13 protein-coding genes and 4 pseudogenes are annotated in these 13,988 nt (G+C 32.0%); 9 read left to right on the forward strand and 8 right to left on the reverse strand.

All coding sequences use genetic code 11. From position 1 onward, the window contains the following. Nucleotides 1-194: 194 nt before the first annotated feature. From DN408_RS00925 to DN408_RS00945, 5 genes and pseudogenes are all read right to left on the reverse strand, one after another. Nucleotides 195-425 carry a transposase gene (locus DN408_RS00925; RefSeq protein ID WP_002204047.1) on the reverse strand — a complete coding sequence of 77 codons (231 nt, stop codon included), beginning with the start codon at nt 423-425 and terminating at the stop codon, nt 195-197. Between the two features lie 62 nt (nt 426-487). Beyond that, a pseudogene (locus DN408_RS00930) lies at nt 488-683 on the reverse strand (IS3 family transposase); the annotation flags it as partial. Nucleotides 684-1,143: 460 nt separating this feature from the next. Then, nucleotides 1,144-1,518, reverse strand: coding sequence for a hypothetical protein (locus DN408_RS00935; RefSeq protein WP_078178985.1), 375 nt, complete (start codon nt 1,516-1,518; stop codon nt 1,144-1,146). A gap of 460 nt (nt 1,519-1,978) precedes the next feature. After that, nucleotides 1,979-2,278 carry a hypothetical protein gene (locus DN408_RS00940; protein ID WP_002204046.1) on the reverse strand — a complete coding sequence of 100 codons (300 nt, stop codon included), beginning with the start codon at nt 2,276-2,278 and terminating at the stop codon, nt 1,979-1,981. Nucleotides 2,279-2,634: 356 nt separating this feature from the next. Next, nucleotides 2,635-3,120, reverse strand: a complete 486-nt coding sequence (locus DN408_RS00945; protein ID WP_002204045.1) for a GNAT family N-acetyltransferase — start codon at nt 3,118-3,120, stop codon at nt 2,635-2,637. A gap of 506 nt (nt 3,121-3,626) precedes the next feature. Here DN408_RS00945 and DN408_RS00950 point away from each other — a divergent pair. The 5 genes and pseudogenes from DN408_RS00950 to DN408_RS00970 all read left to right on the forward strand — a co-directional run bounded on the left by DN408_RS00950 (nt 3,627) and on the right by DN408_RS00970 (nt 6,733). Then, on the forward strand, nt 3,627-4,535 hold the full coding sequence (locus tag DN408_RS00950) for an acyl-ACP desaturase (protein ID WP_147739919.1): 909 nt from the start codon (nt 3,627-3,629) through the stop codon (nt 4,533-4,535). A gap of 218 nt (nt 4,536-4,753) precedes the next feature. Beyond that, on the forward strand, nt 4,754-5,215 hold the full coding sequence (locus tag DN408_RS00955; RefSeq protein ID WP_002169666.1) for a CarD family transcriptional regulator: 462 nt from the start codon (nt 4,754-4,756) through the stop codon (nt 5,213-5,215). 556 nt (nt 5,216-5,771) lie between these two features. Continuing rightward, on the forward strand, nt 5,772-5,936 hold the full coding sequence (locus DN408_RS00960) for a BC1881 family protein (protein WP_002187312.1): 165 nt from the start codon (nt 5,772-5,774) through the stop codon (nt 5,934-5,936). A gap of 273 nt (nt 5,937-6,209) precedes the next feature. After that, nucleotides 6,210-6,442, forward strand: a pseudogene (locus DN408_RS00965) (hypothetical protein). 107 nt (nt 6,443-6,549) lie between these two features. Continuing rightward, nucleotides 6,550-6,733, forward strand: a pseudogene (locus tag DN408_RS00970) (DUF2642 domain-containing protein). 67 nt (nt 6,734-6,800) lie between these two features. Here DN408_RS00970 and DN408_RS00975 read toward each other — a convergent pair. Further along, on the reverse strand, nt 6,801-7,019 hold the full coding sequence (locus DN408_RS00975; RefSeq protein ID WP_078178979.1) for a hypothetical protein: 219 nt from the start codon (nt 7,017-7,019) through the stop codon (nt 6,801-6,803). Nucleotides 7,020-7,917: 898 nt separating this feature from the next. Here DN408_RS00975 and DN408_RS32375 point away from each other — a divergent pair. Together DN408_RS32375 and DN408_RS00985 are read left to right on the forward strand one after the other, a co-directional pair. Beyond that, nucleotides 7,918-8,106, forward strand: a complete 189-nt coding sequence (locus DN408_RS32375; RefSeq protein WP_321147130.1) for a glutathione S-transferase family protein — start codon at nt 7,918-7,920, stop codon at nt 8,104-8,106. A 134-nt stretch (nt 8,107-8,240) separates the two neighbouring features. Further along, a pseudogene (locus tag DN408_RS00985) lies at nt 8,241-8,465 on the forward strand (hypothetical protein). Nucleotides 8,466-8,968: 503 nt separating this feature from the next. On the opposite strand, the gene DN408_RS31785 reads toward DN408_RS00985, so the two are convergent. Both DN408_RS31785 and DN408_RS01000 read right to left on the reverse strand, forming a co-directional pair. Continuing rightward, nucleotides 8,969-9,190 (reverse strand): hypothetical protein, encoded by a 222-nt coding sequence (locus DN408_RS31785; protein ID WP_078178978.1) that lies wholly within the window; start codon nt 9,188-9,190, stop codon nt 8,969-8,971. Nucleotides 9,191-9,782: 592 nt separating this feature from the next. After that, nucleotides 9,783-11,165, reverse strand: a complete 1,383-nt coding sequence (locus DN408_RS01000) for an alpha/beta hydrolase (RefSeq protein ID WP_078178977.1) — start codon at nt 11,163-11,165, stop codon at nt 9,783-9,785. Nucleotides 11,166-11,421: 256 nt separating this feature from the next. Between DN408_RS01000 and DN408_RS01005 the strand changes: the two genes are divergently transcribed. Together DN408_RS01005 and xerS are read left to right on the forward strand one after the other, a co-directional pair. Continuing rightward, the gene (locus DN408_RS01005) at nt 11,422-11,751 is read left to right on the forward strand and encodes a hypothetical protein (protein ID WP_078178976.1); all 330 of its coding nucleotides are present in this window, start codon (nt 11,422-11,424) and stop codon (nt 11,749-11,751) included. 1,123 nt (nt 11,752-12,874) lie between these two features. Beyond that, nucleotides 12,875-13,951 carry a tyrosine recombinase XerS gene (gene xerS, locus DN408_RS01015; protein WP_033729101.1) on the forward strand — a complete coding sequence of 359 codons (1,077 nt, stop codon included), beginning with the start codon at nt 12,875-12,877 and terminating at the stop codon, nt 13,949-13,951. The last annotated feature ends 37 nt before the right edge of the window (nt 13,952-13,988 follow it).

Here is a 13,988-nt window from a genome sequence, read left to right on the forward strand (position 1 = left end):
CTGGTGTAAGTAAGGTAATATTAGTTGGTATTATCCCTTTTAAGTAGACAGTGTAAAAAGACTACATTCTTAATGTGGAATGTTACACTATACTTGAAGGGATATTTTAATGGCAAAAAAAGAACAACATTTCAAAAATATGCAGAGACATTTAAATTGAAAGCTGTACATTTGTATAAAAATGATGGACGGAGCTATGATGCAATTGCTAAAGAACTAAGAATGCCAATTGCTACTCCATTGAAAATGTGGGTAAAACAAATTCCCAATGGTAACGCACTTTCTCCATATTCACTTATCCAATGATAAAGAGCATTCGAATGGATAGATAATTCTTTTGAAACCTCTTTCACAAATATATTCTCTTCCAATAGTAATTGGACTGCAGCCAATTTAAATTGACGATTATAGACTTTTCTACTCATAAACTGAATCACCTTTTTCTTTTAACTTAGTGTGCAATTTATTGTAGCATCTCCAATCCTTTTTAATTCCAGTGATATCTATAATAATTAAGGTATGTCATATATCTCTTTATCTCTTGTTTCAACTCAGTAAAACACTCGTAAGGTTTTATATATGCTTTATCTTTCAGATAGCCCAAAAACGATTCTTGTGGTGCTTTATCCCAACAGTTTCCTCTTTTTCACTAATTTCTGGTGGGTAGGACTTGTGTAGTGAGAATCTTAATCAGATTACCATATTCATGAACAGATACATCCAATTATTAATATCTTAATGAATACGAGATAGACGAAGAATAATTTCAATTTCTATTAATGTTTCATGAAGTACTGGATATCTAACTACATTAGTATGGCGAGGATTTAGTTTTTTAAGAATTAAGAATAGTCAGTCTTAATTCTATCAATTCACTATATATTACATTTATGTAAGTATTGTTATAAGAGCATTTTTCAAAACTTTCCCCTAATAAAGTTTTGAAAGAGTTGTCTCAGTATTCTCCATGTTGTAAATATGCCAAGAAAAGAGAATCCATTTGGGTTCTCTTTTTCTTTTAAATTTGAGTCCTTAACCTCAAATTTAAAAGACGCATTAATAATTGTGATAATTTAACAGAAAAATCACCTTAATATACAGCAAATACAAAAAAGACCGGATATAATATCCGGTCTTTACTTATTATTGATTAACTGGATTTTCACAATATTTCTTTGCAATTGCACTTGCCATATCAATTGCCCTTTGTAGAGTAGCGTGTTTAGAACTAAAATCATAAGGCTCAAATCCAAATTCTTCATAAATTTCAAAGGAGATGCTTGTTACAAGTCTATACTTTGAAGGGATAGCTTCATTATCAATTGTTAAATGGAAATCATAACGATCATCAAAACATAATAGTTCAACTTTGAATGTATTATGTGTGCTTGCTTGGCGAAATTGATAATACTCAACTGGATATAAATAATCACCTTCATTTTTGTAGCTAAAGTCTTTAAAAAAAATCTTAATCAACGCCCCTCGTGTGTTTTTTGGGATATTTCCTATTTTTATCATAAACTCTTACCTATTACAAAGTACATAATTATTAGATTTATTATTTATAAGTGTTTCAAAAACGATGGTTTTTGATAAATGTAAAGTGAGAGAAATTTAACCCTTCTAAATCGCTTAAATACGTTATCAAAACTATTGTCAAAATCAAATTAACTTTAACGACCCTTTATGATAAAATCATCGTATAAAGGGTTGGTGAGAACAGTATTATATATATCGAGAAAAAATAAAAGACAACTCTAATTAAGAGCTGTCTTTTTGTGTAATAAATTTCACAAAATCTGAAGATATACAAACGACTATAATACGTTATGGTTATTATTATAACAAAAACGAATAGTATTTTGAATAAAAAATATTTGAATGAGTTTTTGAGTTTTTTGTTAACAATGTTCAAAAATAAACTTTTTGTAAAGGTTTTCTTTGAATATAATTATTTATTTTAAAAATATAATCATTTTTATTGTATTTCAATGGTTTTCTTATAAACCTTAGCTATATATTTAATAAAATCAATGACGGGATAGTGTATGAGTGAACGGTGCTGCGCAAATAGAATCCCTTCTTTTTCCATTTCGAAAATGAGTTGTTCCATTTTCAACTCTTTTTGTTGTATCTTATTAAAATTTTGGTATACAATGTTTTTCCATTGATAGGAGGAACCATGAAAATAACTCTCTCCTTTTACCCTGTGACTAAATATTATTTCTATTTTTTCTCTACGTTGTTTTTCCTTCATATGAGCTTCCGTTGACTGCATGTTTATCGCCTCTTCCCTTTGAGCTGTATACTGTTTCCAAAAATAAGGTCTAACTCATCATAGCTAATGTACAGTAATCTTGTTGGGAATTGTCGTTTAAGGCTATCTCATCAACTGTATTTGTTTTTCAAGCGCTTAATCTAATAAATTGGATCTTACGTCTAAATAAGTTGATAATGTGTATAAAATACTATCAATCTTTATTTAACAATAAATAGAAAAACTCCATTTTGAAAAAAGAGTGATCAAAATGGAGTTTCTTTTATAGCTAGGTACGAGTTTTTTTAAAAAAAGTTTGATTATTTTAATACTCCTTATTGTACTAACGCACCTGTAATAAATAGTTTCTCAATACATTAATGCTCCTTATGTCTTTTCAATGAAAATTCATAGCGCATTGTATGTCTTACATCTTTGAATCCTTGCTTTTCATATAAAGTAATAGCGCCAATATTTTCAGACAGTACATTTAACTCTAAGTAATCTAAATTTCGATTTTCAGCCCATTTTTTTGCTTCTAATAACAAAGCGGAACCAATTCCTTGATTTTGATATTTGGTTCCAACAATTATATCAGTAATAAAAGCGTATTTATGTTCAACCAAACACTTATAGGATGGTGTGATTAGTTCTTGAATAAGTAAAAAACCTACTGTACCGTTATCGATTTCAGCTATTAAAATATCCGAATCCTTTTCATTGATTGTCTTCCTGATAAACTCTACATCCTGCTTAGCAGGCTTTATATATTTCGGCTGAAAGTTTGACATTTTAAAAAAAAGTTCTTGATATAAAATTTCTATTTGATTAACTTCATCTAGCGTAGCTAACTTTATTTTCATATTATTCCTCCAAATAATTTTTAAAATTAGATAAGCAATATACTCTTGGACTACATTATAACATGTTTCAAAATATTAAATTAACTATTCGGAATCTGATATTTAATGAGCTAATCTGTACCGTTAGTGAAATAAGAAATCCTATTAATTCTTAAAGCTAATAGGATTTCTTATCAATCTTTTTTATAAATAATCAGTCTTTTTTAAAATTATCAAGCTTCATTTTAAAACCACAATAAAACGATTCTTTATAGGCATGCACCTTTTTACACTCACCAAGATTTAAAACATGACGAGTATCTTCATCCATGAATGTTATCCTCAGTATCCCTTTTTATATGAAAAAATCCTATAAAAACATAGCGCTCTTAAGGAGTTTTTTTACAAAATTATTATGTTGGACTTAAAAAAAGGAAAGTAATATTTATTTGTAGAAAATTTTTAAGGATAAAAATGAATGTAAAAATAGGATGATTATCTATGATAAGAAAAGGGGGTACTTATATATGCTAACAAATGATTTAGATTTCCGATTAGAACCACGTTTAAAAGAACTGTATGAACAACATAAAATAAGAGCGCAGAAGATAGACTGGGGTTATCATGAGTTTTTACCATGGGATAAGGGAATGGACTTTAAAAGAGTTCCTTGGGATGAAAGTCAAGTTACTCTTCCTTCTGGTGTAATTACGGCCATTGAAACAGCTTTATTAACAGAAGTGAATTTACCATGGTTTACAACGTATTTATCTGCGACTTTTAAAGGGTCCCTTTCTGTTATTACAGACTTTATTCATACTTGGACTTCAGAAGAGGATCAACATTCGAATTTATTGGAGACATATTTACTACTCACTCGAAGTGTGAACCCTAAACGATTACATGAATTAAGAAAGTCAGTCGTTGAGGGTGGATTTGAGCCCGATTTTCACACACCAATCGAAGCAATGACATATACGACGCTACAAGAACTTGCAACGATGGTGTTTTACAATAATGTAGCTAAGATTGCAAGTAAGCACGATCCAGATCTTGCTACATTATTACGCCGTCTTGCCAAAGATGAGACTCTTCATTATGCGTTTTATCGAGACGTCATTCGAACACATTTGGAATTAGAACCTAATTATTGCTATCATATTGCCAATGTGATTAGGAATTTTAAAATGCCAGGTGCTGTCATGCCTGATTTTGAAAATAGAATGACTGTAATTGCAAAAGAAGCGAATTATGGACCACTACAATATTTTGATCAAGTACTTGATGTAGTGGTTGATTATTGGGGGTTAAAAGACTTACGACCCATTGCACCTCTAACTGAAAAAGCAAGAATTGAGATTTTGGAGTACCACACAAGATTGAAAAAAATACGGGATCGATTTGGTCGTTTTCAAGGGAAAACGGATCTATGTTAATTAATCGATATTTTAGGATGCATATGGGCAAATTGACCGTCCTTTTATTGAGAATCTGACACACTCCCTATTGTTTTGGGGGTGTTTTTTATTTAATTTAATTTTTAAAGAAAAAAGTAGTTGACACTAAAAATAATTTTATGATATTATAAAATATTTGATAAAAAATCACATATATGTTAAGGTTAAGAAGGTTACCATATATGGAGGTGGATTATATGTTTCAAATTGGCGATAACATTGTTTATCCAATGCACGGAGCAGGTATAATTGAAGCCATAGAAGAAAAAGAATTCTCAGGGAAAAAACAACAGTATTTTGTTATAAAAATGTCAATCAGTAATATGCAAGTCATGATTCCTATGGGTAAAATATTAAGTTCGAGTATACGCCCAGTTACTGATATACTTGCATTAAAACACATTATACACATTTTTCAGCATGGAGAATCAGATGAATTACTGCCGTGGAAACAAAGGTATAAAGTGAACACGGACAAAATAAAAACGGGTGAAATACAAGAAGGTGCTGAAGTTGTACGTGATCTAATGCGTATGAAAAAAGAAAAAGCACTGAATACAAGCGAAAAAAAAATGTTGGATAACGCACATGAATTTTTGATTAGTGAACTGGGATTAATTAAAGGGATCACTGAAAATCAATTAAAAAGTTTCTGTTAAGGTTCATTATAGATAATGTATTACATCCCCCGAAAATATCTTGAATTTTTCGGGAATATGATGATTATTAAAAGTAAATCATTTCAAAGACATTCAACTTCTTCAACTCACTTTTAGAGTAGGAACCTCTTTTGTTATTACTTCAATCTAATCCATTTTTATTTTTATATTTCTTTTACGAACGTTCGAAGTTTCATCAAATAACTCGATCAAATAGTCACTTGATTTTTGCAATCCTGATTCACACTGGCACGGACAAGGAGCCGTAAGGATGAAAGAGAGGTAGGGCTTTCATTGTTTTAGGTATATATATCTAAGTCATTATTTCTAGAAGAAAAAATAATCAATCTCATCTCTATCTTTAAGAATTTTCTACATTTACTGAGACAGTGAATAGTAATTGTTTATCTTCTTTTCATAAAAGAGATACGCGAGTTGGTAACATCTAAATATATGGTCAACGATAAAAATTGATGGAATTTCTAGAACTAGAAACCATTTTTATAATTCATTTAACATAATAAAATGATATGAAACAATAAGAAGGAGTGAAGATATGAAACACATGCCGACGCAAGAATTAAGTAACGAGTTAAAGAAGCGGAAAGGGATTACTTCTATTAAGATTGAGGCCTATGAAAAAATTGAAGTTGGTGGAATTCTTGTAGATGGACCGGCTGTTATTTTAATTAATCAAGAATACCTAAAAATTGTTGAATGAACGAAGAAAAGGATGATCCTTTACGAAAAGGGAGGATCCTTTTTGTTTTCTGTTGATAATAATAGGATATACATATCATCTGATGCGATGGGATTAAAAGAAAGGAGAGGGTCGGGATTATCATAGCGGAAAGCTTAATATTGGTAGTATTTCTTTTTACGTTATATAAATTAGTTGCTTAAAAAAATTAATTATTTGAACCGATAGATTGTTTTCTTTTTAAGGGCGAGATTTATTTTATAGGAAAATTGATAATTTTAAGGAGGAATTTAGATGGATGCAAGGAAACAACGCATAAAATACGAGAAGATGTCAAAGAACTATGAACGGATTTCTTTAGTTTCGTTGCTCCTATTAATTGTACTTGTTTGTAGTAGTGTAATTATCATAGGAGCTACAGGGGGGAATATGGAGTGTTTTTGTTGGTAGCGATTTTACTTAACGCACGTATTACGAAAGAATCTCAAAAAAAGTATGAGCAGTATTCTAATAAAGGGCATATTTAAAATGATACATGTCTTGAAAGGAACACCCTGGATGTACATTCAAAATACCCCTATATCATTGCCTATTAATGAGTTATTTGGAGGGCAATTACTGTAGTGAATAAAATATGGTAAGTGTACCGAATCCCTCCGTATTATCAGGCATTACAATCAGCAATTCGTAAATATGTAGTTATTGAAACTGTAAGAGGAAAGTTAAAAGATGTGAAACCAGATTATTTGCTCATTGAAGATACGGTGCCGTATATTGTACGCATTCAAAAAAATGTATGGATTATGCCAAAACAATAATCAAATTACATCTAATTTGATTAATACCAGATTGACGTCATAGACGAACAAATAAAAACACAGGGTTTTATCTCTGTGTTTCTTCAAATTTCCGTTTTTGAATATATGCTTGAGCATGAATAATTTCTTCCTGAAGTTCTTTTAATTCTTCCATAGATCCTGATTCAATAGCCATGTAAGTAGTAACTAAACTAATCATCATATCCATCTTCTCTACTATATTTTGAATGACCTGTTCAGATTGCTCTTTTTTAGGGTGTTGTATTGCTATTAATACATTTTCCATATAATTGTTCTTTCCTATGAAAATCACAAAAGTTTTGAAGAGTAAGCCTTCATCTTTTGTTCTATAATATGTAGACTTATATTTTTACTCCGAAATTTTTTGGAATATATGTGGTAACTTTTCGGACAGTGATTTGTAAAACTGCATGAACGGATAGAGAAGGTCATACAAAGGGAAATGCGATCATCCGAAAAACTAAACAAAAATTTCATTTTGTAGAAAAGAGGAATGGATATAAAAACCTATAACGATCTAGTTAATAAATGTGAGTATACCATTAATAGAGGATGGACACCACGAGCTGTATATAGTTTTATGGAGGCGCATTCGGGTTGGAGACCTGACAGTATCACTTATACGCTTGATGAAGCGACTAAAAGAGCAGCTAGCCAAAGCTAACTGCTCATAAAATCCGAAACCAGCAAATGAAGGAAACTGTATTAAGTGATTGGAAGAAGAATAAAACTTCATTTACTGTAATTGAATTACAAATTAACAAATGATAAGAAAGCATCGATTCGAGTGCTTTTTATTTCGGAGGAGGATGAAGAATGATTATAGTCGCTTGTGTAGGGATAGTGGGCGAGGTATTTAACGAACTAAAGTAAGGTAAGCCTAAACACATTAGAGCAAGAAAGGTTTGCTAAAAGGGGTGAATTTAGATGAATAGAGATAATTTGGATTTATTTAGATAGATTATTAAAAGAAGATAATAAACCGATGGAATTGAAAGAAAAGTATGAGATTCATGAACGGTATAAATATGCTATTGAGACGATAATGGAAATCTAACACGGAGAACATGGACAACATATCATACCCAGTCAAGATTATATGCATTTTTTTAGATCAGAATGTTATATAGCAGACACAATTCAAAATTATAAAGTAGTCATGGGTGGGAGAGTTGCAGGCAATTAATCATCAAATGAAAAAATCAGTAAAAGCGATATATTTTGCGACGACAAGAGAAGAATTAGAAAGGGTAAAAGCAGAAATTGGAGCAAGACTTAAACTACTTGAAGAACAATTAGTGGCACAAAAGTCGGTCAATCGAAAACGAATAAACCAAAGATGGGCAATTTAATATGTCGGTCTTTTGTATTTTGTATTAATTACGGCTTAGGTAAAGAAATATCTTTTATAAATTCACACTGAATAGGGTTGTCTCATAATATATAAAGATTGTTGTATTATTTTTTTAGAACAGGATGTGAATGTATGGAAGATGTATATGCAAAAATCGACAGCCTAAAAGCAGAGCAAAAAGAAATCATGCGAGATATTCGTAACTTGGAAACTCGTACAACTATAAATGAAAAAGATATTTCTACAATCAATAAGCAATTAGAAAAAATCAGTCTGAATACCACATAGATTTTACGAATTGTTATTAGCGCAATAGTTATGGCAGTTCTAGGGTTAATAATAAAAGGTGGTATTTAGGTTGTTTGTATAAAAGTATTTGCTATAGAGGGACAAGCGTCTCTCTTTTTATTTTGAAATGAGGTGGCCAAAGTGGAAGAATGATAGGAAGTAAGAAGCGATGTTCAACAAGTTCTCAGTGTTATCAGCTTTGATGAGAAATATCATCTTGGGCATTTAACAAAGCCTCTTAATCAGTTATGATTCTGATTCTTACAATGGTCTTAATTAGATTACAAAACGGAGTAATTGGAAAACAGGCGCGAATAGAGAGGGTAACTACAATTGAAGAGTTCAGAGGTAAGGGCTTTAATAGATAAATGTATTTATTTTATTCAAATCAAACTGAAGTTGAAGTAATGAACAGAGGTTTAGATAATTTTGTGGCAATTCCAATTAATGAAACAGTAGAAAAAATAAAATGGGACATGTTCAGATCCTCTTTTGTCAACATCTCCCCCCCTTAAAAAGTGAGGGAGGAGTTTTTCTGTACAGTTTAAAAATAATTAAAAACAAGAGGATGGTTAATAAAGTGGAATTGTTGTAAAAATAGTAGGATATATACTTTGAGGTGTATATCCTATAGAGGGATGATATTGTATGGTTTCATAATAAGGTATAGCGGGATGTTGATAGTATGGCATATGCTGCATTGCATGATATACTGCATGCATTGTTGATTGAGCTCCATGGGTTGTATAGACTGAGCCAATTGCCCTGTTTTTAATACAGTAAGGATTTATCATAATAATTCACCTCAGTTAATAATTAAATTGATATTTATATAATATGTCTAAAAACTAAACGCGGTCACATCAGGATTATGCAGATTTATAACGATAGTGAGATAAACCTAGTCATATCAAGTATTATCAATACAGGTATACTCTTTTGATAATATTGTTGTTTGACACATTATAAGGCTTTTGAATGTCTCATATACACTTATCAAAATTAAAAAACATCTTAACGTTGTTAAAATATGAGTATTCTCTAAACTAGAATCCTTTAAACGGGCCATTGAGCATTTTGGAGAATCTGAATTAGTATATAGGTTTTGGAACGATAAGTCCGGAAAAGGTAACTTGATTTCAAAGCATCCAGAATCCACTTAAAAAAGTAATAAAAAACACTCCTGAAAATTTTGTAATGCAGTTATAACTGGATAGCAATGGGTGCTACCCCATTATAAAATAAGAAAGAGTCCTGGATGTTCAGGACTCTTCACTACTTTAATTACTATTATGTATATATTTTTTTATTTCTCTCATGATCCTCCGCTGTAGTAACAACCCCTTCACGCAATGATGATTGCATGAAGATTTTTTGCAAGTTTACTTATTTTTTTGTCTCATTGACCCAGTTAATAATGTCCTGAATGACGTACTCGGGAACATTTGCAGGGATTTCATACTCACTAGGAAGACTTAAATCACCATCTCCTTCTGTAAAGGCATGGTTCAATTTCGGATATGTTTTGAACTGAATATTCCCGCGGTTTGAGAGTCCTTCTTGCCATCTTGTAAATTCATCTTTTACTGTTACTTGATAATCGCGTGCTCCTTGCAGAATCAATAATGATTCTTTAAGTGTTTTTGCTTCCTCAACAGGACGCCAGCGAGCAACATCATACATGAAATGCGGGGATGGATAATTGTAACCGGCTGGTGGGTGGTCTGGATCAAAAGTAGGATCCTGGTAATAGGCGAATTGTCTTTTTAGTTCATTGATTACTTCCTTTGGTGCCCCGAGGTATTGATACTGATCAATGAGCACATCAGTTATAGGTCGTGCGGGTGGTGCTAGTAATATACTGCCTCGAACAAGTGAAGAAGGTGCTTTGCTCAGTATACGCGGCATCGCGCCACCTCCTTGGCTATGTCCGAGAATGAAAATGTTACTTGGGTCAACGCCTTCCTGCTGCGCTGCTGATTTTGCTGCGTATATGGCATCTTCTGTTGTATCTCGGTCTAAGGTAATAGGTTCTTCACTCATCTTTAATGTGTGTTCTAAGGAACGTTTTTCATAGCGTAAGACTGCAATTCCGTTAGATGAAAGGCCCGCTGCAAGGTCTCTAAACAATTTTGTCCCCATGTTTGTACTATCACGATCATTCATACCAGAACCATGAACAAGAACAACAACGGGCACCTTTTCACCAGGCTTATGTTTCGGAATCGTTAACGTGGCTGGTAAAGGGTATGTAGAATTTCCAATTACGATTTCTCGTTCTTGATAGGAGTCAGGTCGATCATAGATAGGATGCGGTATGGCATATGTTTTTTTAGGTGTCCTTTGCCCAACTTCATCTACTTTCCCGCCTGGTGTGAATTTAAGCAAAACTGGAATCGTAGTTCCTTCGAACTCTATTGGAATCTCAACTGTCTGATGAACCAAGTTACGTTCTTTTACTTCTGCTGTTCCTATGTTTTTAATCCCACCACCACTACTTTGTGTCCACCAATCTTGCAATTTTTGTGCAGTAAACTTCGATTGAAAAGCAGCGGATGTTAATTGCAGGGCTCCTGCATATTTACCATGCTGGAGATATTCAAAAAATAATGTTGTACGATCGGTTAAAGTGATTTGTTTCTTTTCTATAGATTGTTCCGCGCGTGTATCCGCGTGAATAGGCGATGTAATTGGAAAAGATGAAACCCCTAAAGATAAGAGAAGGGTAATGGAAAGTGCTGATTTTTGTATGTTCCGTTTTTTTGTCATGTTTTAACCTCCAAAATGCGATAGTAAGAAATTGGGGTGGTAATTAGTGGAATGGTTCCCTCTTGGAGTTTCGGTACATGTAAGGGGGAATCCTGCATAAATATCATAAAAAGCACGTTTGAAATAGTAGGGGATTATAGCAACGTATAGATACACGAACCCGCGATATACCATAGAAATCAATAGTTTTTCAGACAACTATTACAACCTCGTTATGATGTAGGGGAAGAAAAGCAATAAGAGATGGAGGAATAAGATGAAGAAATTTTTGTGGATGATTTCTACAATGTGTATCGCTTTAGGATTGGTAACAGGGTGTAGCAGCAAAGGTCACGTTTATACTCAAATAACATACGAGGATAAGGAGTTTGACCAGAAGATAGGAAGCGAAACAAAGGGAAATAATAATGAACAGGATAATTATGAAACCATATCCGTGCCTGTAAAAAAAGAAGAGTATACGGGTAAAATACAGCAACCAGAATTGATTGAGCAAACGATGAGTCCAGTACCAGGGGAAAATAAGAAGCAATACAAGAACAAAATCGTTAAAGCGACGATATCATTTGGTGGGAACTATGGTTAGTTATGTTGATACATACGAGTCATGTGGTGTGAGTTTTTAGTGTAATCGTGTAATAGTAGAGAAAGGTAGGTTGCTGGAAGCCCGCTGATATAAAGGTATCCACAATCAATTACTTATATTCAGTTTACATAACATATCTTATCAGAAGTTGTGGAAATTAAAGCGAAGTCTGTCTCAAAATGAAAAGAATTCTTATCTTATTGAGACAGTTAAAAGAATTTCAAAGCTATGTTTTCAATTCTGTATTATAATTAAATTGGGCTCAACTTTTACATAAAACAAGAGTAATAAAGAACATTTTTGAAGTAAAAAGCAATAAAAGAAACCATCTCTTTCGATATTATAAACACCTCAGTTTCGAGTATAATACAGCCGATTTAGCCCTAAGGGCTTAACTGAGCTGTTTTGTCTTAAATTTATCTAATTTTGAGTTTTTATGTTGTTTACACTCTATTAGTAAACGTACAATAAACAAAGATATGTAAAAGCGGACAGAGCTGGAATCAAAAAATATTACTTACTGATGAAAAGTGAATAATGAATTCTGTTGGATGAACATAAAAGAATGGAAAGAAGGGAGAAAAAACATACCTCAATAACTTCGCACGAAATACCAATTTTACGAACAATAAGAGAGTCTTTTAAAAATATAATATAGCATCTAGGGATTTCGAGCCTATATCCATGAATTTTAGTGTATTGCTTTGAAGTTATATAATAATAATCAAATGCCGATCTACACATAAAGAATCTATATAAACAATTACATATTAATTTACACAAGTTTATCTTACGTTGACCTGATTAACTATAAGTAATTTAAGCAATTCACATTTTATAACGCTCTGTAAACAATTTTTAATGTGCTCTGTATATGTTTAATCAATTTCATTGTATATACAGTTATACGTAGATTCTTCACCTGTTTTTATAGCGTAATACAAATTTATAGTTTGGTTCTCTATAATTAATACTAGAACAATTACAATATCACCTATTTATTTTTGCACGCATTTTAGTAATCCATAATTTAATTATGTAAATAAGTCTGTGTAAAAATTGAATTTAACGCGAACTTGTGTTCGTGTCATTTTTCTGTTATAGTATATATGAGGTGATTTTTATGGATTACAGCAAGCAACGTCAAAAATCCGTACATCGTAAAAAATTATACGAGAATCTAAATGAAATGCCCTTTTATATAGAAGAATTTGTGGAGTACAAAGAATTGCATGATGCCTCTCCCTCCACCCTACTGAATTATGTATATGATTTTAGAGTCTTCTTTAATTGGCTACTATCTGAACAAATTATAGATTTTAAGCCCATTAAAGACATATCCTTCTCTGATTTGGAGAATTTAAAGAAAAAAGATGTTGAGAACTTTATGCGGTTTCTAAAACTGCAACAAAACATGCAGAATTCCTCTGTTAACAGAAAAATTTCAGCCTTAAAGTCTTTATTTAAGTACCTTACCGCCCTATCAGAGAATGATGATGGAGAATGTTATTTCTATAGAAATGTAATGGCTAAGATTGAAATACATAAAGATAAAGAAACATTAAATGCCCGTGCAAAACGTATGCGGTCTAAAATATTTCATAATGATGATGATCAAGAATTTTTAAATTACGTAAAGTATGAACATGAAAAATCTTTAACGAAACATCAGTTGTTCTATTTTTTAAGAGATAAGGAGCGCGATGTAGCTATTCTTTCTCTCTTTCTTGGTAGTGGTATTCGTGTAAGTGAATTAGCCGATCTTCGTATGGAAGATATAAACTTAAAGGAAAGACTAATTGATGTGATCCGCAAAGGAAATAAAGAAGATTCAGTATGGATTACCCCCGTCGCATTGAATGATCTAGAAAAGTATATGGAAATTAGAAATAACAAATATGCTCCAGGGAAAGAATTAAAAAATGTATTTTTATCGAAATATAAACATACTGCACAGCCTCTTTCAGTTAGAGCTATCCAAGATATTGTAGAAAAATATACTAAAGCATATGGAAAAAGAATGTCTCCCCATAAATTAAGACATACATTAGCGAATAAATTATATATGGAAGAAAAAGACTCGTTACAAGTGATGCAACAACTTGGGCATACCAGTCAAGATACAGCTTTGCTATATACACAACTTGGGGAAACAACTATTAAAGATAGTTTAGGCAGAATAGGAAAGAATAAAGAATAAAAGTTCAGCAATGCAAAATTGCTGAACTTTTATTCTT

It is taken from the genome of Bacillus sp. AR13-1, assembly GCF_008042285.1.
Lineage (GTDB): Bacteria > Bacillota > Bacilli > Bacillales > Bacillaceae_G > Bacillus_A > Bacillus_A mycoides.